Source organism: Ereboglobus sp. PH5-10, from assembly GCF_029504735.1.
In the GTDB taxonomy this organism is placed as follows: Bacteria; Verrucomicrobiota; Verrucomicrobiia; order Opitutales; family Opitutaceae; genus Ereboglobus.
In genome coordinates this window covers 65,341-85,025 of sequence record NZ_JAQFIP010000009.1, presented here as the reverse complement: position 1 = coordinate 85,025, position 19,685 = coordinate 65,341, and the positions used below count along the sequence as shown (strand labels likewise).

General features: G+C 60.9%; 18 protein-coding genes. 11 read left to right on the top strand and 7 right to left on the bottom strand.

The window, feature by feature from the left end:
• The first annotated feature begins 99 nt into the window (after positions 1–99).
• The 6 genes from M2447_RS08835 to M2447_RS08810 all read left to right on the top strand — a co-directional run bounded on the left by M2447_RS08835 (position 100) and on the right by M2447_RS08810 (position 6,021).
• On the top strand, positions 100–591 hold the full coding sequence (locus tag M2447_RS08835) for an NUDIX hydrolase (RefSeq protein WP_277558308.1): 492 nt from the start codon (positions 100–102) through the stop codon (positions 589–591).
• 102 nt (positions 592–693) lie between these two features.
• A complete protein-coding gene (gene ettA / locus M2447_RS08830; protein ID WP_277558307.1) occupies positions 694–2,388 on the top strand; it encodes an energy-dependent translational throttle protein EttA in 1,695 nt (564 codons plus the stop codon).
• A gap of 180 nt (positions 2,389–2,568) precedes the next feature.
• Complete coding sequence (gene htpG / locus M2447_RS08825) at positions 2,569–4,485, top strand: molecular chaperone HtpG (RefSeq protein WP_277558304.1); 1,917 nt, start codon at positions 2,569–2,571, stop codon at positions 4,483–4,485.
• A gap of 238 nt (positions 4,486–4,723) precedes the next feature.
• A complete protein-coding gene (locus tag M2447_RS08820) occupies positions 4,724–5,065 on the top strand; it encodes a hypothetical protein (RefSeq protein ID WP_277558303.1) in 342 nt (113 codons plus the stop codon).
• A gap of 295 nt (positions 5,066–5,360) precedes the next feature.
• Positions 5,361–5,555, top strand: coding sequence for a hypothetical protein (locus M2447_RS08815; protein ID WP_277558302.1), 195 nt, complete (start codon positions 5,361–5,363; stop codon positions 5,553–5,555).
• Between the two features lie 97 nt (positions 5,556–5,652).
• Complete coding sequence (locus M2447_RS08810) at positions 5,653–6,021, top strand: DUF2262 domain-containing protein (RefSeq protein WP_277509177.1); 369 nt, start codon at positions 5,653–5,655, stop codon at positions 6,019–6,021.
• 366 nt (positions 6,022–6,387) lie between these two features.
• Here M2447_RS08810 and M2447_RS08805 read toward each other — a convergent pair whose 3' ends face one another.
• On the bottom strand, positions 6,388–6,969 hold the full coding sequence (locus M2447_RS08805; protein ID WP_108824349.1) for a MarC family protein: 582 nt from the start codon (positions 6,967–6,969) through the stop codon (positions 6,388–6,390).
• A gap of 124 nt (positions 6,970–7,093) precedes the next feature.
• On the opposite strand from M2447_RS08805, the gene M2447_RS08800 reads away from it, so the two are divergent.
• Positions 7,094–8,608: a Mur ligase family protein gene (locus M2447_RS08800; RefSeq protein WP_277558301.1), complete on the top strand. Its 1,515-nt coding sequence runs from the start codon at positions 7,094–7,096 to the stop codon at positions 8,606–8,608.
• Positions 8,609–8,620: 12 nt separating this feature from the next.
• On the opposite strand, the gene M2447_RS08795 is transcribed toward M2447_RS08800, so the two are convergent.
• Positions 8,621–10,072 carry an arabinose isomerase gene (locus M2447_RS08795; protein ID WP_277558300.1) on the bottom strand — a complete coding sequence of 484 codons (1,452 nt, stop codon included), beginning with the start codon at positions 10,070–10,072 and terminating at the stop codon, positions 8,621–8,623.
• A gap of 66 nt (positions 10,073–10,138) precedes the next feature.
• On the opposite strand from M2447_RS08795, the gene M2447_RS08790 reads away from it, so the two are divergent.
• On the top strand, positions 10,139–11,059 hold the full coding sequence (locus M2447_RS08790; protein ID WP_277509170.1) for an AraC family transcriptional regulator: 921 nt from the start codon (positions 10,139–10,141) through the stop codon (positions 11,057–11,059).
• Between the two features lie 29 nt (positions 11,060–11,088).
• Here the strand turns inward: M2447_RS08790 and M2447_RS08785 are convergent, their stop codons facing one another.
• On the bottom strand, positions 11,089–12,531 hold the full coding sequence (locus M2447_RS08785) for a Gfo/Idh/MocA family oxidoreductase (protein ID WP_277558299.1): 1,443 nt from the start codon (positions 12,529–12,531) through the stop codon (positions 11,089–11,091).
• Positions 12,532–12,676: 145 nt separating this feature from the next.
• Entirely contained in the window at positions 12,677–14,524 is a 1,848-nt protein-coding gene (locus M2447_RS08780) for a heparinase II/III family protein (protein ID WP_277558298.1), read from the bottom strand.
• 133 nt (positions 14,525–14,657) lie between these two features.
• Between M2447_RS08780 and M2447_RS08775 the strand changes: the two genes are divergently transcribed.
• The 3 genes from M2447_RS08775 to M2447_RS08765 all read left to right on the top strand — a co-directional run bounded on the left by M2447_RS08775 (position 14,658) and on the right by M2447_RS08765 (position 17,447).
• Positions 14,658–15,605 carry a DUF4097 family beta strand repeat-containing protein gene (locus M2447_RS08775; protein ID WP_277558297.1) on the top strand — a complete coding sequence of 316 codons (948 nt, stop codon included), beginning with the start codon at positions 14,658–14,660 and terminating at the stop codon, positions 15,603–15,605.
• 195 nt (positions 15,606–15,800) lie between these two features.
• On the top strand, positions 15,801–16,088 hold the full coding sequence (locus M2447_RS08770; protein ID WP_277558296.1) for a DUF167 domain-containing protein: 288 nt from the start codon (positions 15,801–15,803) through the stop codon (positions 16,086–16,088).
• Positions 16,089–16,142: 54 nt separating this feature from the next.
• Positions 16,143–17,447 (top strand): DNA recombination protein RmuC, encoded by a 1,305-nt coding sequence (locus tag M2447_RS08765; RefSeq protein ID WP_277558295.1) that lies wholly within the window; start codon positions 16,143–16,145, stop codon positions 17,445–17,447.
• A gap of 35 nt (positions 17,448–17,482) precedes the next feature.
• Here the strand turns inward: M2447_RS08765 and M2447_RS08760 are convergent, their stop codons facing one another.
• From M2447_RS08760 to M2447_RS08750, 3 genes are all read right to left on the bottom strand, one after another.
• Positions 17,483–18,016: an HAD-IIIA family hydrolase gene (locus M2447_RS08760; protein WP_277558294.1), complete on the bottom strand. Its 534-nt coding sequence runs from the start codon at positions 18,014–18,016 to the stop codon at positions 17,483–17,485.
• A 108-nt stretch (positions 18,017–18,124) separates the two neighbouring features.
• On the bottom strand, positions 18,125–18,580 hold the full coding sequence (locus M2447_RS08755; RefSeq protein ID WP_277509161.1) for a hypothetical protein: 456 nt from the start codon (positions 18,578–18,580) through the stop codon (positions 18,125–18,127).
• Between the two features lie 59 nt (positions 18,581–18,639).
• On the bottom strand, positions 18,640–19,620 hold the full coding sequence (locus M2447_RS08750) for a PfkB family carbohydrate kinase (protein ID WP_277558293.1): 981 nt from the start codon (positions 19,618–19,620) through the stop codon (positions 18,640–18,642).
• Positions 19,621–19,685: the final 65 nt, after the last annotated feature.

The window sequence follows — 19,685 nt, the reverse complement described above, 5'->3', positions numbered from 1 at the left end:
GCGCGCGGACATTTGGGTCGCGCGCGGCTTGCGCATGCCGGCGCTTTGTTTTTGTCCGTGTAAATCCCCGCAATCCGTGCTTAGAAAACCGGCTTTCAAATGAGCATCCCCTACAAACTCGCCGTTCTTGTTTTTATCGAAAACGCGTGGGGCGAACAACTCCTCATCCGCCGCGCAAAAGCTCCGAACCTCGGCGCGTGGAGCCCTGTCGGCGGCAAGCTCGAAACCGCCTCCGGCGAGTCGCCCTACGAGTGCGCCATCCGCGAGACGCGCGAGGAAACCGGTTTTGAAATCACAACCGCCGACTTGCACCTGTTCTGCATGATCGCGGAAAAATCCTACGAGGGCAGCGGTCACTGGCTCATGTTTCTCTTCCGATGCAAGAAACCCATTCCCGCGCTTCCGCCCGACATCGACGAGGGCAAGTTCGGTTTTTTCACACGCGCCGCGATGGACGACATTTACATCCCCGAAACCGACCGCGCCGCACTCTGGCCGATTTTCGACAACCACCGCGACCGCTTCGTGACGCTGCGCGTTGATTGCGACCCGGCGAAACCGCTGAGCGTCGAGACGGAGGAAATTATCTGAGCACAAGAACAAGCGCGAAGAGGCGCGAAAGACACCGCGGCGGCTTTGTTTTTCCTGTGACTCTTGCGCCTCTTTGAGGTTATTAGTTTTCTGACAATTGCCATGGCCACCGACGAACAACCCAAAATCATTTTTTCCATGATGCGCGTCTCGAAAAAAATCGAGCGCAAGGAAATACTCCGCGACGTCTCGCTTTCGTTTTTCTACGGGGCGAAAATCGGCGTGCTCGGCTTCAACGGCTCCGGCAAATCCTCGCTCATGCGCATCCTCGCCGGGCGCGACACGGAGTTCGACGGCCAGGTCGTGTTCAAGCCCGGATACAGCGTCGGCCTGCTCGAGCAGGAGCCGCAGCTCGCCGCCGGCAAAACCGTGCGCGCCTGCGTCGAGGAGGGCGTGAAACACCTCGCCGACCTTGTCGAGGCCTACAACGCCACGTGGGACGAAATCGACTCCGCCGCCGACGATGCCGCGCGCGACGCCATCTCCGAAAAACAGGGCGAGCTTCAGGAAAAAATCGACGCGCTCAACGCTTGGGATGTCGCCTCGCAAGTTGACATGGCCATGGACGCGCTCCGTTGCCCGCCGCCCGAAACAATCGTGGACACGCTCTCCGGCGGCGAGCGCCGCCGCGTCGCGCTCGCGCGCCTGCTCCTCCAAAAACCCGACATCCTCCTGCTCGACGAACCGACCAACCATCTCGACGCCGAGAGCGTGCACTGGCTCGAGCAGCACCTCTCGCGTTACGAGGGCACCGTGATCGCCGTCACGCACGATCGTTACTTTCTCGACAATGTCGCCGGCTGGATTCTCGAACTCGACCGCGGTCACGGCATTCCGTGGCAGGGAAATTATTCCTCGTGGCTCGAGCAAAAACAGCGCCGCCTCGCCATCGAGCAGCGCACCGAGGACCGCCGCCAAAAGGCCATGGCGCGCGAGCTCGAATGGATTCGCAAATCCGCGAAGGCGCGCGTCGCCAAATCGCAGGCGCGCATCAGCGCCTACGAGTCCATGCTCAAGGAAAACGTGGCCGAAAAGGAGCGCGAATTCGAAATCCTCATTCCCGCCGGCCCGCGCCTCGGCACGCTTGTTGTCGAGGCCGACAAACTCGCGAAAAGCTACGGCGACAAACTCCTCTTCGAAAGCCTCACCTTCTCGCTTCCGCCCGGCGGCATCGTCGGCGTGATCGGCCCCAACGGCGCGGGCAAGACGACGCTCTTCCGCCTCATCACCGGCGCGGAGAAACCCGACTCGGGCACGCTGCGCATCGGCGAGACGGTGCAAATCGCGCACGTCGATCAATCGCGCGACTCGCTTCCCGACGAATCCACGATTTACGAAGCCATCAGCGACGGGCAGGAAATCCTGAAACTCGGCGGGGCGGGAGGGCGCGAAGTGAACGCCCGCGCCTACTGCGCGCAATTCGGATTCACCGGCGCCGACCAGCAGAAAAAAGTCGGCATCCTCTCCGGCGGCGAGCGCAACCGCGTGCACCTCGCGCGCCTCCTCAAGAGCGGCGCCAACCTGATCCTGCTCGACGAGCCAACCAACGACCTCGACGTGAACTCGATCCGCGCGCTTGAGGAAGGCCTGGAAAATTTCGCCGGATGCGCCGTGGTTGTTTCGCACGACCGCTGGTTCCTCGACCGCGTGGCGACTCACATCCTCGCCTTCGAGGGCGACAGCGCCGTCGCGTGGTGGTCGGGCAATTACACGAGTTACCTCGAGGATTACCGCCGCCGCAAAGGCAAGGACGCCGACCAGCCGCACCGCATTAAATACCGCAAACTGACGCGATAGGGGGCACGTCGTGCGCGCTCGCGTGTGTTCACGGATGCGCGCGCCCTACTTCCCGTTTTCGCGCCGGTGCTCTCAGCAAACCCCGCTCTTGATTTTTTCCGTGCGCGGCTAAAATCCTTTTTCTCTTTCGACACTTTCACAAACCAAACACACAACAACTCAACACGCATTATTCGCATCATGTCCGACAAAAAAACCGACGCACAAACCGCACCGCAAAAATTCGAGTTCCAGGCCGAGATCAAGCAGCTCCTCGATATCGTCATCCACTCGCTCTACACCGAGAAGGAAATCTTCGTGCGCGAGCTCGTCTCGAACGCCTCCGACGCGCTCGAAAAATTCCGCCACCTCCAGCTCACCGAAAAAAATCTCCCCGACGACCCGCGCCCCCTCGAGGTCAACATCACCACCGACGACAAGGCCGGCGAAAAAACCATCACCATCGCCGACGACGGCCTCGGCATGACCGGCGCCGAGCTCGTTGAAAACCTCGGCACCATCGCGCACTCCGGCTCCAAGGCCTTCCTCAAGGCGCTCGGCGAAAACGGCCAGAAAAACGCCAACCTCATCGGCCAGTTTGGCGTCGGCTTCTACTCCGCGTTCATGGTCGCCAAGCACGTGCGCGTCACCTCGCGCTCATGGCGCGCCGACGAGCCCGCGCACACCTGGTCGAGCGACGGCTCCGGCTCCTACACCATCGAAACCGCGCCCGCCGACACCCCGCGCGGCACCACCATCGCCATCACGCTCAAGGACGATTGCGCCGACTTCGCCGGCGAGGCGCGCATCAAGCAAATCCTCGAGCACTACTCCGCCTTCGTCTCCTTCCCCGTCAACCTCAACACCAAGCGCATCAACACCGTCCAGGCGCTCTGGCTGCGCAACAAAAACGAAATCAAGCCCGAGGAATACACCGAGTTCTACAAGTTCCAAGCCCACGCCTGGGACGAGCCGCGCACGCACCTCCACTTTTCCGCCGACGCCCCGCTCGCCATCAACGCCCTCCTCTTCGTGCCCAACGAAAACCCCGAGCGTTTCGGCATGACGCGCCTCGAACCCTCCGTCGCGCTCTACTGCCGCAAAGTCCTCATCGACTCGCGCCCGAAAGACCTCCTCCCCGAATGGCTCCGCTTCCTCAAGGGCGTCGTCGATTGCGAGGACCTTCCGCTCAACATCTCGCGCGAAACCATGCAGGACAAGGCCCTGCTCGACAAACTCGGCAAGGTCATCACCAAGCGCTTCCTCAAGCACCTCGACGAACTCGCGCAAAACAACGCCGACGCCTACGCCGACCTCTACGCCCAGTTCGGCATCTTCCTCAAGGAAGGCGCCGCGCTCGACTTCACGCACAAGGAGCAACTCACCAAGCTTCTCCGCTACGAATCCTCGCTCACCGAAAAAGGCAAAACCACCTCGCTCGCCGACTACGTCTCGCGCATGAAGGAAGGCCAAACCGAGATCTACTACCTCATCGGCGCCACCCGCGAATCGATCGAAAGCGGCCCCTACATCGAGGGCTTCAAATCGCGCAACCTCGAAGTCCTCTACTGCTACGAGGCCGTTGACGATTACGTGATGAGCAACGTCCGCGAATTCGACGGCAAAAAACTCGTCTCCGCCGACAGCGCCGACCTGAAACTCCCCGACGCGCCCAAGCCGCCCGCCGATGAAAACGCGCTCTCCGAAACCGACACCGCCGCCCTCGTTGAATGGCTCAAAACAACGCTCGCCGCGCGCGGAGTCGCCGAGGTGAAGTCGAGTGACCGCCTCACCGATTCGCCCGCGCTCGCGCTCAACGCCGACCCCATGCCCGCGCACATGCGCCGCATGATGCGCGCCATGCGCCAGCAGCAAGCCGCATCGGGAACCGAAGGCAAGGAAGGCGAAATCCCCGCCGAGCCCCCGCTCAAGGTGAATCTCGAAGTCAACCCGCGCAGCGCCGTGATCAAGCGCCTTGCCGACGCGCAAAAAACCGCGCCTGAAAAAGCCGCTTTGATTGCCGAGCAAATCCTGGACAACGCCCTCATCAGCGCCGGCCTCCTCGACGACGCCAGCAAAATGGTCGCGCGAATCTACAAGCTGCTGGAAACGGCGTGATTTCTCCGAACGGAGCGGCGATTTCCAAGTCGCCACTCCGCAAAAACCAAACGCCAACTCCAAGCAATTCGATCATTGACGTCCGCAGTGATAACAAAAACGTTGCCGCCCATGAGCCCAACTCCAACCCCCAAGGCCAGTTTGGCCTAATAACACTGTTAGGCTAAGAGTGAAGGCCTACACGCTACTCTTCGTTTGTATTATGCTAGTCGGTTGTGCGGACCGACCTATCGAGGTCATGCAGATTCAAACTCACCCTATCACGTTAAGCATCGAGATAGAATCGTTCAGACCACCACCGAAGAAGAATAAGGGTGTTCCAGCATATGCGATTAGCGCACGCCTCATCGAAAAAAGAAAAGATGGTATTTCGAAGGTGCTACTTGTGGTTTCAGATATTACGAGCGAATCAATACCATTTTTAGCCATTGGTTCTCGATGGCGCATCAATGTTGACGAAGGTATATTCCACCAGCGAAAAGACGAAGGGCTCTGCTTTGGGACTCTGAGTGAATTGCAGCCGATTCCGCTCGAAAAAAGAGCCGAACCAGTCGTTCGAGCCAACGCGGATGAACGATAGTTCTGTTTTCTAAGAGACGCAAAAAAGGTTGAGTCGAAAATTGTTGATTTATCCGTTTCAGCGTTTCGGACACACGCGTGCGCTGGAGGGCGGAGCTCTGCGACGCCGTCATGCCACGATTGCAGGCAACGGCGTCGCAGAGCTCCGCCCTCCAGCCCGGTTTCGATTATTATAAGTTTGAATGTAATTTGACGCGAAATCGTTGACATGCATGTGGGCCAGCCGCGAAGTGGCTGGCTGAAAGATCGCGGTCTGGCAAAAACACCCGCGCAGTGAAGCCACCTCCCGAAACACAATGCCCGGACAAAATACCCAAGCACAACCTGCCTCCCCGGCGTCGCCCCCGCCGCTTGTCGGCAGCCTGAACGCCGCCGTGAAAGATGCGGTGCTCTTCGCAATCATGGGGATTGTCCTGATTCCGTTTCGGAAGGCGAAAACCTGCGTGCTCGTCGTCGCCGCGCCCGGTGTCCGGATGCAATTCGACCGTTGACGTCCGCAGCGACACCAAAAACGTTGTCGTCCATAAACACTCCATCTCCCCACGACCGCCTTGGCCTAATATCACTGCTAACCAGAAGAAAAATACGATGCCTAATATCGAGTTAACTTTTGATAACGTTCCCGTGCGCATAATGGATGGGCCATATCTAAAAGACGGAAAACCTTCAGCCACGGCGGTCAAACACTACAAAAGCCTGGTCAAACGATTGCCGGAGTTTCGCGCATTTGCCGCCAAAGAATTGTGCTCTCTCTACAATGACACTTGGCTTGATGAGAGCATTGGGACCGTGGATGAGAAGCGATTTGCCCGCATGTTGACCAACCCAAGCATTCACCTGTTCGACGAAGTCGGGGCATCCGTGGTATATTTCGACGATGCAGGATTATTCGCCGGCCATAGTATCGAAGTCTCAGTCGAAGATGGAGCCCCAACTTCTGCAGACATCATCGGGTAACCAATAAGCAAAAAAGGTTGGAGTGAAAGCCCGCTACACCTCCAAAATGACTGTAGCAGCATGAATATCATGAAATGGGCAAAAATAATTACATTTTAATTCATTGGTAATGAATGAATTAACTTTTAATTGAAAGAACATTTCAATTTCTTGTTGACGAAGACACCTGAATTTAATCTTCTCTGCTTATCAATTTCACTTCTCCCGCATAGCGGGAGTTTTGGGGTAACTAAGAAAGCAAATGGCCGGTCGCTTAGGGGTAGGCGACCGGCCAACTTTTTTTACCGATTCGAAGGTTGCTGTTTTACTGAAAACACACGGCCCCAATGACACTTCCCGGAAGCGCGCATTGCGTGTTGCGCATGCTCATGAGTTGAGCCCTTGGCGGATCATTGAGATGGCGATTGCGGCGAGGAGCATGGAGATGATTTTTGAAATCGCCTTCATGCCCGTGATGCCGATCAGTTTTCCGAGTTTGTCACTCCACGCCAGCGCGAGCACGACGAGCGCGAGATTCGCCGCGAGCGCGGCAAGCGTCATCACAAAACCGACCATGTCGACGCAGATGAACAAAGTCGCGATCACCGCCGGCCCCGCGATGAGCGGCATGCCCAGCGGCACCACGCCAAAATCTTCCGAAAGCGTTTGCGGCGCCGACTCGCTCGATGTGAGCAGATCGCGGGCGGCCAGGATCAACAGGATAAGCCCGCCGGCGATTTGAAAATCGCCCGGCGTGATATACAGCGCGCGGAAAATCGCCTGTCCGAGAAACAAAAATAACAACGCCACGCCCGCGCCCGTGAGGATGGCCTGGCGCGTGATGCGCTTGCGCTTTTCCATGGGGATGAGCGGGGTGAAACCGAGATACAACGCCGCAAGCCCGATCGGGTCCATCGCGACAAAAAGCGGAATGAATGCCTTAAGAAATTTCTCAGCCAATTCAATCATGCCGCGAATCATCACAAAACGCGCGCCAAGGGCAAACCAAAGTGGAGGCGGGCGCGTTCCCCCGCCGTTTTATAAAAACAAGCGACGGGACACCGCTTCCACTTTGACACATCCCGAAAAATCCATGCGCATACATGGCATCATGCGAATCTACTTCATGGGCATTTGCGGCACGGCGATGGGCAACGCGGCGCTGCTTGTGCGCGCCGCCGGGCACGAGGTGCTCGGAGCCGACACCGGCGTGTATCCGCCCATGAGCACCGTGCTCGCGGCGGCGGGCATTTCGCTCCACGAGGGCTACGATCCCGCGCGCCTCGAAAAACTCGCGCCCGACCTCGTCGTAATCGGCAACGCGATGTCGCGCGGCAATCCCGAGGTCGAATGGCTTCTCGCCGGGCGCGCGATTCCCTTCACGTCGCTCCCCGCGTTGCTGCACGATCACATCCTCGCACGGCGCGACAACATCGTCGTCTGCGGCACGCACGGCAAAACCACCACCACCGCGATGACGGCGTTTCTCCTTCGGAAAAACGGGCGCGATCCCGGCTTTCTCATCGGCGGTGTTCCGCAGGATCCGCCCGTCGGCAACCACCTCGGTGCGCCCGCCGATCCTTTTGTGATCGAGGGCGACGAATACGACAGCGCGTTCTTCGACAAGCGCAGCAAGTTCATCCATTACGCGCCGCGCGTCGCCATCCTCAACAACCTCGAGTTCGACCACGCCGACATCTTTCGCGATCTCGCCGACGTGAAACGCACGTTCACGCACCTCACCCGCCTCGTGCCGGGCAATGGCGCCATCGTTTTTAATGGCGACGATGCCAATCTTTGCGAAGTCGTCGAAAAAGTGACCTGGTGCAAAATCCTCGGTGTTGGCACGGGTGAGAATAATTTTGCGCGCATCGCCGACTTTTCGGAGGACGCGGACGGCATATCCTTCACGCTTCTCTGGAACGGCGCCGAGTGGACAAAAATCTGCATGGCCACGCCCGGCCTTTACAATGCCCGCAATGCCGCGATGGCGGCCGTGGCGACGGCGCTAAGCCTTGACGGGGCGAAGCCTCCGGCTGAGTCGCAAGCGTTAGTTTTTCCTAACAATTTCGGCTTAGCTGGAGGCTTCGCTCCACCCAAAGAGAGTCTTCACATCGCCGGGCCATTAGCCCGTTTTCGCGGAGTGAAACGCCGTCAGGAAACACTTGTCGCCACTCCCGCGCTCACCGTGGTTGAGGATTTTGGGCATCATCCGACCGCGATTGCCGAAACACTAAAATCATTTCGCAACCGTTTTCCCGGCGCAACGCTCACGGCGGTTTTTGAACCGCGCAGCAACACCGCGCGCACGCGCACCCTGCAAAACGATTTTGCCGCCGCGCTTGTTTTTGCCGACGAAGTTTATCTCGGCCCGGTTAGCCGCGCCGAAAAACTTTCAGCTGACGAGCGCTTCGACACCGCCGCTGTGATTCAACAACTCGCCGCGCGCGACATCCGCGCCGGGGCGTTTTCGAGCAATATCGCGCTTCTCGAAAAACTCACCGCCGCCACCCTTCCGGCAAATCCCGCGAATCCGCGTGCCGTGATCTTTTTCAGCAACGGCAGCTTCGACGGCATCATCGCAAAATACGCGAAGGCGGCGGCGTGACGCGGACGGCCCTTAGCAGACCCGCACCACGGGCATCTGCAACAACTGGCCGAGTTTTTCGATCTTTTGCGCGATGTGACCGACGCCAACCGCGCAGTGATGCGCGGGGCCGTGGCTGTTCCAGCGATTCACAAACTCGCGCGCACCGCACTTGAAGCGATAGCGGCTGTTTGTGTTGCCGATGGCGAGAATCGGTCCCGGCACCGACTCCGCTTCCGCGCAGAGCAGGCCGAGTTTGCCGTCGCCCGTCTCGACCACCGCGAGCAATGTCACCGGCCCGTGACGCACGGCCATCTCGACCGAAACGCCGCTGCCGACCTTGCCGTGGTAAACCGTGAGCGGGCGCACTTTGGTTTTGCCCTCGGCGATTTTTATGTGCCCCGGGCCGTCGTGTCCCATGAGCACGACATCGTCCGCGAAATCCATCGCGTAATATTCCGTGAACGAGCCGCCCGCGCCAAACAAATCCATGATCTTCATCGCTTGCGCGTTCTTCACCTCATACTCGCCCGCGACGGGAACGCCGCGACCGGTCAGCATCGACGTGCCGAGTATGATTGAGCTGATCGCGTCCTCGCATTCCTTCACGCCGGAGCCCTTGTGGAAATACGCCATCGAGCCCAGGCGATAATCCGCGACCAGCTTGTCGAGCGCGACGGATGTGCGCGCGGCTTCCGCGAGCGCGTCGTCGCCGCAGTCGGGCTGCACGTCAAATATCTCGCGAAACTCCGTCACGCGCGCGGCGATTTTATCCGCGGCGACCTCGCGCCGGCGCGCAACCAGCTCCTCGACTTCGAGCATTTCGACATGCGTGCCAAACGTCGCGCATTGCAGCGTGACGTCCGAATAAATGTCCAGCATGCCGCCGTAATAGTGCCCCATCAATCCGAGCCGGTTCCCGGCCATGCCGGCGGCCACGCGCGCGGCCTCCACCCACGCGTCGACTTCCGACCAGCACACGGGGTCGTCCTCAAGCACGCCCGTGACTTGGTGGAACCGCACGCCCGCTCGATTGAAGACATTGGCGATTTCCGGCACCGGGCACGCCGCGCAATGCGCGAGCCACTCGCCCGTCATCCGCGTGCGATCGCCCATGTTGTTGAAAGTTTTGTAGTCGATCGCAGGCTCGGGCGCGAGATTGAGCACGATCACGGGCACCCGCGCCCGCTGCACGACCGGCAGCACCGTCGAGGACAGCGCATACGTGGTGACATGCAAAAAGATCAAGTCCACATCCGCGCGCCGCAACTCGCCGCCCGCCTCGCGCGCCCGGTCGGCATTGTCAACGAGGCCGACATTCACCACCTCGACGTTTGGACGCGCCAGTTTTTGCGCGACCCGCGCCAAATAACCCTCAAGCCGTTCCTTCAGGCCGGAAAACTGGGGCCAGTAGGCGTCCAGGCCAATGCCAAACAAACCGATTCGAAGCGCGGACGCATTTTGGGGAGCATTCGGTGAATTCATGGTTGTGAAGCTTAGCGTGTGGACACAGCGTTGTGAATTGTCTTATTGCTTTTTTTCATATAAAAAATGTCCACCCCTGACAAAACCGCCCGTGATTATTTTCGCTATTTCGCAACGCCGCCCGAAATGAACATCTGGGGGCTGGCGGTGACCGCGTCGGGGTTCACCCGCATTCCGCCCGGCGCCCGTTATCCCATGTCCGCGCATCCCGACGACCACGCGCTGAACTGGACGCGCGGTCGAGTCCTCGACGCGCTTCAAATCGTCCTCATCGAGGAGGGGCGCGGACGGTTTGAAACCCGCCAGACGGGGCTGGTCGAAGTCGGCCCGGGCGCGGCATTCGCCCTGCTGCCCGGCGTCTGGCACCGCTACCAGCCCGACCCGCAGACCGGCTGGGTGGAGAGCTGGCTGGAGGCGCGCGGCCCGCTCGTGACGCGCTTGATTTCGAAAAAAATCATCAATGCCGCCCAATCCGTGCGCGCGAACGTGCTCGCGACGGAAATGGAGGCGTCGCTGCAACGCCTGCACACGCACTCAAGGGAAAACGGCGCGTCGCACGACCCGGCGCGAAGCGCGGCGGCCTACGCCGTCCTCGCCGCGTGGGAGCAGGCGGGCCGGATTGAGAACGCGCCCCCCACGCGCCTGAGCCATTCGGTCGGCCAGCTTGAGCGCATCCTTGCCGAGCGTTACACCGAGGCGGTGAATGTGCGGGAGCTGTCCAAAAAACTCGGCGTGGCCTACTCGCATTTGCGGCGCGCTTTCAAGCAGCATACAAATTATGCCCCCTGGCAATATGTGATAAATCTGCGCATGGCGCACGCGCGCCGCCTGCTTGCGTCAACCGACGCAACCCTTGACGAGGCGGCGGCCCAGCTCGGCTTTAGCTCCGCCTTTCACCTGTCGGCCACCTTCAAACAAGTGCACGGAATCTCGCCGAGCGCATGGAGGCGCAACCTTGTGAATCATGACAAGGCGGGCGCGGGTTAGGCGCGTTTTGTTCTTGGGTGGGCGCCGGTTCAGGTTGTGGCGATGCCGAGGGGTTTGATGGCTTTCCAATCGCCACGGGTGAAGTCGGGGATGCCGACGGGGTGGCTGCCTTCCTGGACTGATTTTGCCGACAGTTCGAGGATGCAGCTCCAGAGCGCGGCGTCGTAAACCGTCATGTCGGGAGTGAGACCCTTGCGGATGCAATCAAGCAGGCGGTAGCTCATGACATAATCCATGCCTCCGTGGCCGCTGTTCTTGGCGCGTTCCTGCAATTGTTTGTAGAGCGGATGGTCGAACCTTTCGCGCATGGCCTTAAAATCGTCGTCCTTGAGCCAGCCGTGGCTGCTCTTGGCCTTGAGGTTGTATTTTTTCGGGTCATCGAGCGCGAGGCGGTTCGGGTAGCCGAAAAAGGTGCCGCCGGTGCCGCTGAGGGCGTTGATGCGGCTGTAGGGGCGCGGGCTGATCACGTCGTGCTGGATCATGATGGAGCGGCCCAGCTCGGTTTTGACAAGGGTGGTGTTCATGTCGCCGCAGACGTATTTTTCGCCGGCGTGGCGCCCGTCGTTTGGATTTTTTTCCCTGAGCCACTTGGAGAGGCCGGCTTCGGGCGAGCTCATGGAGACGAGGTATTTCATCTGGTCGCCGCGCCCGATGCCCATGTATTGGCAGACGGGGCCGAGGCCGTGCGTGGGATAGAGATTGCCGTCGAGGGTCTTGTGGTATTCGCGGCGCCAGTCGCCCTCGGTGCCGAGCTTGAAGAGCATGCCGCGCAGGTCGTGGATGTAGGCGCACTCGGCGTGCGTGAGCTCGCCGAAAACACCCTCGCGGGCCATGTTGAGCACAAAGAGTTCGTTGCGGCCGTAACAACAGTTTTCCAAAATCGCGCAGTGGCGCTGGGTTTTTTCCGAGGTGTTCACGAGTTTCCAGCACTCGTCAACCGTGACGGCGGCGGAGACTTCCACGAAGGCATGCTTGCCCGCCTCCATCGCCTTGACGCTCATTTCGCAATGCCATTCCCAAGGTGTGGCGACGTAAACGACATCGATGTTGTCCTGCCGCAGGAGGTTTTCCCAGGCGCGGTCGCCGCCGGAATAGGTTCTCGGGGTCTGCCCCTTGTCCCCGGCGCGCTTGAGCATCATGGCGACGCGCTCCTCGCGGACGTCGCAGATGGCGGTGACTTCAACAAAAGGGATGTTCAACAGGTCCTTGAGCAGCGAGCCGCCCCGGCCGCCGCAGCCGATGAGCCCGACGCGAACTTTTTCAATCGGCGAGGTGGTCAGGGAATGGACGGGTTTTTGTCCGGCGGGGCGGCGGCGTGTCTGGCTGATGTTTTTGGCGCGACTGCGCACGGCGCCGAATCCGGGTTCCGCGCCGGCCGCGCGGGAGGGTGCCATTCCGGCGAGGCCGATGCCCAGCCCCGCGAGGGCTGTTGTTTTGAGGAAGTCGCGGCGCGAGTGGTTGTGTTTGCTCATGTGATGACGTTGGTGGTGAGGAATCAGGGGCGGGTGTTGGATGAGGAGGGGAATGAAAGAAACAGAGCCTTGAAAGAAACCCCTTTTGCAATCGCGGGTCAATGCGGCAGGTTGGTTTTTCGCGCGCGCCCTGGGGGCTCCGCGCTCAATGAGAAGCCTCGCCCGCGCGCAGTCGCACCGCGATGGCGGCGCTTCCCTTCGCGGATGCCTTGGCGCGGACGACCAGGATGTGCGTCCCCGGATTTGGCGCGTCGTAATTGTTTTTGGGCGAGGCCTCGGCCGGGATGGTTTCAAAGCGCATTGAGCCGGCTTGGCCGGGAAGAAGCGAGGCGTGCAGTTGCTTTCCTTTTTGAATCAGCGTCGCGCTGCCTCCATCCGGGGAGATTGTGACTTTTGCCTTTGTTACCATCGCCCAGCGGATTTCAGCGCGGGCGGGCGCCCCGTCGAGCGTGTCGGTGATCGTCACGGCGCGCGCGCGCGCGTCGAAGTGAAAATCACGCCGCACGTTTTTGGCCTGTCCGGAAAAAACGGGGGACAGGTCGATCGTCGCGCCGGTGTCGCCGAATTTCACAAACTCCGAGCGCCCGTCAACGCGGTGCGGCTGGTTGTCGATGGTGAGCGTGTTGTGCGAAAAATTGTTCATGCGAAAAACCGTCCAGCGCTGCGCGTCCTGCGTGCGTCCGAAGATGCGCATGCCTTTGGACTCAAGTGATTCGTAGCCCTGCATTCCGAGGTCGATTGCCCAGCGCACGCCGTCGGCCTCCAGGATGAACGAACCGGCGTCCATGTGTCCGTGCGAGGCGTTGGCCGCGCCGGCTTTGCAGGCGAGGAAGAGCGCGCTTGGGTCGGTCCACGAACTGCGAAACGCCGCGATGGGGTTGATCCCCTCGCCCTTCCATGCGAGCGGAAGGCCCGGCTCGGTGTTTCGTGGCGCAAGTCCGCCGTCAGGCCACCAGAGCGCGACAAGCGGAAGGAAACGATCCTTCGATTTTAAATTTGGCGGCGCGGCGAGGACGGGGTTGTTTAGTTTTTTGGCGAACCAATACAAAATCGGATCGAAGAATCCCTGGTTCCCGCAGTCGGAAAAATTGAATTGTTTGCCGGTTGGCCCGGTGAGGTGGAGCTGCACGTTGGCGCTCGCAAGAAATCCGGGGCTGGCGCTCAGGTTCCAATCCGTGCCGAGCGCGGATTCGAGCGCGGCGACGAGGAGCACTTGATATGTCGTGCCGTAGCTCCAGTAGCCCGGGCCCTCGGGGTAAATGCCGTCGGGTGCATAGGGGCGCAGTCCGTTGGCGATGCCGGTGCGCGCGGCCTTGAGCATGTCGCGGGCGAGCTCGGGTTCGTCCTCGGCGATGGCGAGCGCGCCGAGGGAAAGTCCGCCGAGGCAAACTTGGTTCCAGTTGTTTTCGACGCGATGCCAGTAGTTTCTCCGAAGTTTCGGATCGATGCCTTCGCGGAGTCCCTTGGCGACAATTGCCCGACGAATGGTCGCGCGCGTTTCGGGGGAAAGTTTTTCATAAAACCAATCGTAGCCGAGCGCGAGCGCGGCGGTCATTTCCCCGACGTCGAGAAAGTGCGAGGGGTTCCAGTTGTCGAACTCGGCGGCGGCGAGCATCTCCTGTTCGGCGCGTTGCAGAAACGCCTCGTTTTGCGTCGAGCGATAGGCTACCGCGAGTGTGAGCACGCGGCGCAACGCTTCGCGGGAAACGCCGAGCAGGCGGCGCCCGGTGAGTTTGCGCTCGAGCGGCGGCGCGGCGAGGATTGCGCGCGCGTTTTTTTCGAGTTGCGCAAGAAGCGCGTCGAATTGCGGATCGTTGGCGCGATTGCGCGCGCGCTGGTCAAACGCCGCCCAATCCCGCGCGGTGAAAAGAAGGCGCGGGTGCTCCTTGCGCAGCGTGGAGAGCGGATCATCGGCTGACGCCCGGGTTGCGGCAGCCGGGAAAAACAAGGAGCAAAGCAAAAATGAAAACAGGGCGGCGAGGGGGATTCTCATGCGCCCATGGAAAGACTGTCGGCATTGTTTTTCCAGCCAATAACGAGCGCGAAAAAAATGTCCGGCGTGGCGGTGTAAAAAATTTTTGCGCAAGGTGTGTAACTTTCCGGCGGCCCGGCGTGTTTGATGGGGCATGAACTTTTTTACTTCCAAAAAAACAACTCTGTTTCTCGCGACGGCCTGCGCCCTCGCTTTCTTTTCCACTGTCGCGTCGGCCAGAATTGAGCGCGCGGTCGAAAAAACATTTTCGGTTCAATCTGGCGCGAAGCTTTCCGTCTCGACGTCGGGCGGCAAGGTGCGTGTCGAGCCGGGCGATGTTCAAAGTGTGCGAATTGTCGCCCGGCAAATTTTCCCGCGGGCGAAGAGCGAGGCCGAGGCCGATGAGATTGCGAAATCGCTCGATCTCGTCATGGAGCAGTCGGGCAACTCGGTGAGCGCGTCGGCGAAATACACAAAAGCCACGTTGAGGCGCGCGCCGGTTTGCGTGGAGTTCGATGTCATCGTGCCGCGCGCATGCGATGCCACGGTGACGACTTCCGGCGGCGATGTGTTTGTGGGCGACCTTGCCGGCACGGTCAAGGTGCGCACGAGCGGGGGCGATGTTGAGCTCGGGCGGATCGACGGGATTGTCAGCGCGCACACAAGCGGCGGTGATGTTGATCTCGCGGGTTGCACAAAAAACGCGACGCTCGAAACCAGCGGCGGCGACATCGAGACGGGTGCGGTGGCGGGTGATTTGGCGATCACAACAAGCGGAGGCGACATCAAGATAAAAGGAGTCTCGGGCACGGTCACCGCGCGCACGAGCGGGGGCGACATTGAGGCCGACCTCTCCGATGTGACGAGCGAGTGTTCGCTGAGCACTTCCGGCGGCGATGTGGAATTGAAGCTTGGCAAATCGTCCGGATTGCTGGTGGACGCAGTGACAAAAAGCGGGCGTGTGAAAACCGAAGGCAACCTGCAAATCGCCCTGCTTGCGGGCGGCAATGGCAAGAGCCGCCTGTCGGGCAAAATCAACGGCGGCGGCCCGCTGGTCAAGGTGCGCACCTCGGGCGGCGACATTGAGGTGAAGGCGCGTTGATTTTGGGAATATTTTGGGGCGTCGCGGCCGCTTGAGGGCCGCCGTTTCATCAAAGCGGGTCGCTTGGCTTGGCGACCCGCTTATTGTTTTGGGTTTATTCCGCCGGGCGCATATTGGAAACGCGCAAATGGCTTTTTGTCGTGTTGCCGGGGCGTGTGAAGCGTGCTCGTATTTGCGGAAACTGATTCCTCAAAAATGTTCGCCCAACCGTCATCCGCTTCCTCCTGCAAACTCGCGATCAAGGCCATCCCCAACGCGCCGCGCAACGAGGTCGCGGGGTGGCTCGGCGACGCGCTCAAGGTCAAGGTGCGCGCGCCCGCGCTTGAGGGGCGCGCCAACGAGGAGCTGTGCGAATTTTTGGCGGAGACGCTGGACCTGCCAAAGCGCGCGGTTTCGGTCGCGCATGGCGGGAAGTCCCGCCAGAAGGTCGTCCAAATTGACGGGCTTTCGCTGGACGAGGCGCGCGCGCGGCTAAAGGTGTGAGCGGTCGCGTTCCTTGGTTGCCAAAACACGGCGAAGCGCAACGCTGGGCTGATCGTGATCGCATACCTTATCCTCGCAGCAATCTTGGGCGTCATCGCGGGCGCGCTTTTGGCCTGGCTTCATGCTCGCGGACAGCGTGCCGCGCTTGTCGAGCGGTTGCGCGCGCGCGATGCCGAGCTTGCGCGGCTTGCGGAGGTTGAGGCGCGGCGCATCGATCTCGAACAGACACTCGCCGCCGAGCGCGCCGCCGCCGCGGAAAAAATCGCCGCGTTCAACGACGCGCACGCGCGCCTGACCGCGGAGTTCAAGGCGCTTTCCTCCGACGCGCTGAAGAGCAACAGCGACGCGTTTGTGCAATTCGCCCAGCAAGCGCTCAAGCAATACCAGCAAAAGGCCGAGGGCGACCTCGCCGCGCGCCAGCAGGCGATCGACTCGCTCGTCAAGCCGCTCAAGGAATCGCTCGAAAAAGTGGACACCAAGATCGGCGAGCTTGAGCAAAAGCGCGCAAACGCCTACGGGCAGCTCGGCCAGCAGCTCGAATCGCTCAACACCGCGCAAACCCGCCTGCAGGCGGAAACGCTCAAGTTGTCGAATGCGTTTCGCTCCACTTCCTACGCCGGAAGCTGGGGCGAGCTTCAACTGCGCCGCGTGGTTGAGCTTGCCGACATGCTTTCGTATTGTGATTTCACCGAGCAGGAAACCGCCACCGGTGGCGACGGCGAGAAACTGCGCGCCGACCTTGTGGTGCGCTTGCCGGGCGGGCAGCGCATCGTGGTCGATGCGAAGACGCCGGTGCAGGCCTATCGCGACGCGCTTGATGCGGCGGACGAAAACGCGCGCGCGTCGAAACTCGCCGAGCATGCGCAAAAAATGCGCATGCACATCGACCAGCTTGGCGCGAAGAATTACTGGCAGCAGTTCCAGCCCGCGCCCGAGTTTGTCGTTTTGTTTGTGCCGGGGGATCACTTTTTGACGGCCGCGCTGCAGACGGACAACACGCTGCTGGATCGCGCGATTTCAAAAAAAGTGCTGCTCGCCACGCCCACGACTTTGATCGCGCTTCTCAAGGCCGCCGCGTATGGATGGCGTCAGGAGGCGGTGTCGAAAAACGCCGAGGAAGTCAGCCGGCTCGGTCGCGAGTTGTATGACCGCATTGCGACGTTTGCCGACCATTTGGGCAAAGTGGGCCGCGGGCTTGATGCCGCGACCAAAAGCTACAACGCCGCCGTCGGTTCGCTCGAGGGCAGCGTGCTGCCCGGCGCGCGAAAGTTCGAGGAGCTTGGCGCGAAGGGGCAGAAGAAACTGGCCGATCCCTCGCAGGTGGAAACCGCCCCGCGAGAAATCAGCAAGCGCGAGTGAGGTTTCGGAAAATCGGTTTCGCGCGCGAAACCGGGTTATTCCAGCGTGCGCGCGAATGCCGGGAAGTCGTCGAACACGGGCACGTCGCGATAGGCGGGAATCGCAGCCCAGTCGGCGCGGGTGAGTTTGCCGGTGCAGAGCGCGGCGGGGTGAATTTTTGCGTTGAGGCCGGCGTCGATGTCGGCGTCGCGGTCGCCGACCATCCAGCATTGCGCGGGGTCGAGGTTGTCGCGCGCGATCATCTCGAGGATGAAACGCGGCGAGGGTTTGCGATAGCGCTGGGGCTGCTCGGGTGTTTCGGGCGCGATGCAGATTTCGGCGAAGAGCGGACGGGGGCCGAGCCCGATGAGCTGCTCCATGCGTTCGTTGCAACGAACGGCGTCCGCCTCGGTGTAATAACCGCGCCCGATGCCGGACTGGTTTGTGATAAGGTAAAGCCGGTAGCCGAGTTTGCGCGCGTGCGCGATGCTTTCGGCCACGCCGGGAAAAAGCTCCACGCCTTCCGGATCGTGGAGGTAGTGCTTGTCGATGATAAGCGTGCCGTCGCGGTCGAGAAACAGGGCCTTCATTAAAATTAAGAATTAAGAATTATGAATTAAGAAGTCGGAGGGGCGCTGCCGCGCCGTTGGTTTTTCGGAGGGGGCGCTGTCTCTTTCTATATTCTTAAATCACACTATTTAATTTCCATTGAAGCGCACGGCCACGATGCGCTCCTCGGCGGGCTTATACATGACGGTGAAGTAGCGCGGGCCGCCTTTTTCGGGCATCACATAGCGGCTGTCGGTGAGAAGCGTGGCTGCCTCCGGGAGGCTTTTGTGAACCGCCTCGCCGAGAATGTAGCGGCTTTCGACGGGGCCGGTGCCGGTGTAGCGAATGTTGTATTCGGAAAGTGAATACGGGGGCAGGCCCTCGGCGATTCCGGAGATGACCATTTTGTCGGGCATGCTGAACTGGCGCGTGAGTTTTTTCTCCAGGGTGGCGATGTCGCCCTCGGTGGGGGTCCATGAGGTTTCGCGTCCGTGGGCCCCGGCGGGGATGATGTTGTAGGCGGCGCTTTTGGACGTGCCGGAGGCGCAGCCGGACGCGAGGGCAAGGGCCAGCGCGGAAAGGAGGAAAAGGAGTGCGGTTCTCATTCGGTGTGTTGGTAGTGAGGGGCGCGCGGCAAAAAAGAGCCAGCGAATTATGGCGGGGGCTATTTCCCGGCGCGCGCGAGGATTTCGGCGGGGCTGGCGACGGCGGTGCCGACCTTGCCGACGACGACGCCCGCGGCGATGTTGGCAAATTGCGCGGCGGTTTCGAGCGAGCTGCCGGCGGCGAGGGCGAGCGTGAGCGCGGCGAGAGAGGTGTCGCCCGCGCCGGACACGTCGAACACTTCGCGCGCGGCGGTGGGGATTGTTTTGCCGATCTTGCCCTTGCTCGAAAGGAGCATGCCGTCCTCGCTCATGGTGATGACGAGGTTGCGGGTGCGGTAGAGTTTGTGGAGGCGTGCGCAGACTTCGGCCGCGGGGAAGGGCGTGCCCGCCTCGGGTTCGACGCCGGCGAGCTGGAGCGCCTCCTTGCGGTTGGGCGTGATGAGATCGAGGTCGCGGAAGGCGAGCGCGCGCTTGGGTTTCGGGTCGAGTGCGACGACCTTGCCCTCGCGGCGCGCAATCTTGGTGACGGTGGCGACGAGTTTGTCGGACAGGATGCCCTTGGCGTAATCGGAAAAGACAACGGCGTCGTGCGCGCGGACCGCGTCGCGAAAGAGCGGGGTTATTTTTTCGGGTGGAATTGCGTAGGCCGAGGGCGGGTTTTCGCGGTCGAGGCGGCAGAGTTGCTGGTGCTGCACGAGCACGCGCGTCTTGAGGATTGTGGCGCCGGCGCCGGGTGTGCGGATGGTGGCGATGTCATGGCCGGCGAGGATTTCGGTGAGTTTTTTGCCCGCCTCGTCGTCCGCAAAAAATCCGGCCACGGTGCAGCGCGCGCCGAGCGAGGCAATGTTGAGTGCGACGTTGGCCGCGCCGCCGGCGGTGTGCGTGTCGCGCGCGATGTCCACGACGGGCACGGGAGCCTCGGGGGAGATGCGCGTGGCGTCGCCCCAAATGTAGTGGTCGAGCATCACGTCGCCGATGACGAGGATTCGCAGGCCGGCGATTTTTTTAAGGAGCGCGGTGGCGGTGGCAGTGGTGATCATACGAATGCGGAATGCGGATTTCGGAATGCGGAATTGCCGGACGCAAGCGTTATATGCGCGCGGAT

What these genes read in the sequence shown, in the direction of transcription:
- M2447_RS08755 (WP_277509161.1), bottom strand. Translation starts at nt 18,580, where the DNA reads ATGAGAACCGCACTCCTTTTCCTCCTTTCCGCGCTGGCCCTTGCCCTC.
- M2447_RS08770 (WP_277558296.1), top strand. Translation starts at nt 15,801, where the DNA reads ATGTTCGCCCAACCGTCATCCGCTTCCTCCTGCAAACTCGCGATCAAG.
- M2447_RS08785 (WP_277558299.1), bottom strand. Translation starts at nt 12,531, where the DNA reads ATGAGCAAACACAACCACTCGCGCCGCGACTTCCTCAAAACAACAGCC.
- M2447_RS08760 (WP_277558294.1), bottom strand. Translation starts at nt 18,016, where the DNA reads ATGAAGGCCCTGTTTCTCGACCGCGACGGCACGCTTATCATCGACAAG.
- M2447_RS08780 (WP_277558298.1), bottom strand. Translation starts at nt 14,524, where the DNA reads ATGAGAATCCCCCTCGCCGCCCTGTTTTCATTTTTGCTTTGCTCCTTG.
- htpG (WP_277558304.1), top strand. Translation starts at nt 2,569, where the DNA reads ATGTCCGACAAAAAAACCGACGCACAAACCGCACCGCAAAAATTCGAG.
- M2447_RS08805 (WP_108824349.1), bottom strand. Translation starts at nt 6,969, where the DNA reads ATGATTGAATTGGCTGAGAAATTTCTTAAGGCATTCATTCCGCTTTTT.
- M2447_RS08810 (WP_277509177.1), top strand. Translation starts at nt 5,653, where the DNA reads ATGCCTAATATCGAGTTAACTTTTGATAACGTTCCCGTGCGCATAATG.
- M2447_RS08790 (WP_277509170.1), top strand. Translation starts at nt 10,139, where the DNA reads ATGTCCACCCCTGACAAAACCGCCCGTGATTATTTTCGCTATTTCGCA.
- ettA (WP_277558307.1), top strand. Translation starts at nt 694, where the DNA reads ATGGCCACCGACGAACAACCCAAAATCATTTTTTCCATGATGCGCGTC.
- M2447_RS08795 (WP_277558300.1), bottom strand. Translation starts at nt 10,072, where the DNA reads ATGAATTCACCGAATGCTCCCCAAAATGCGTCCGCGCTTCGAATCGGT.
- M2447_RS08835 (WP_277558308.1), top strand. Translation starts at nt 100, where the DNA reads ATGAGCATCCCCTACAAACTCGCCGTTCTTGTTTTTATCGAAAACGCG.
- M2447_RS08815 (WP_277558302.1), top strand. Translation starts at nt 5,361, where the DNA reads ATGCCCGGACAAAATACCCAAGCACAACCTGCCTCCCCGGCGTCGCCC.
- M2447_RS08800 (WP_277558301.1), top strand. Translation starts at nt 7,094, where the DNA reads ATGCGCATACATGGCATCATGCGAATCTACTTCATGGGCATTTGCGGC.
- M2447_RS08775 (WP_277558297.1), top strand. Translation starts at nt 14,658, where the DNA reads ATGAACTTTTTTACTTCCAAAAAAACAACTCTGTTTCTCGCGACGGCC.
- M2447_RS08750 (WP_277558293.1), bottom strand. Translation starts at nt 19,620, where the DNA reads ATGATCACCACTGCCACCGCCACCGCGCTCCTTAAAAAAATCGCCGGC.
- M2447_RS08820 (WP_277558303.1), top strand. Translation starts at nt 4,724, where the DNA reads ATGCAGATTCAAACTCACCCTATCACGTTAAGCATCGAGATAGAATCG.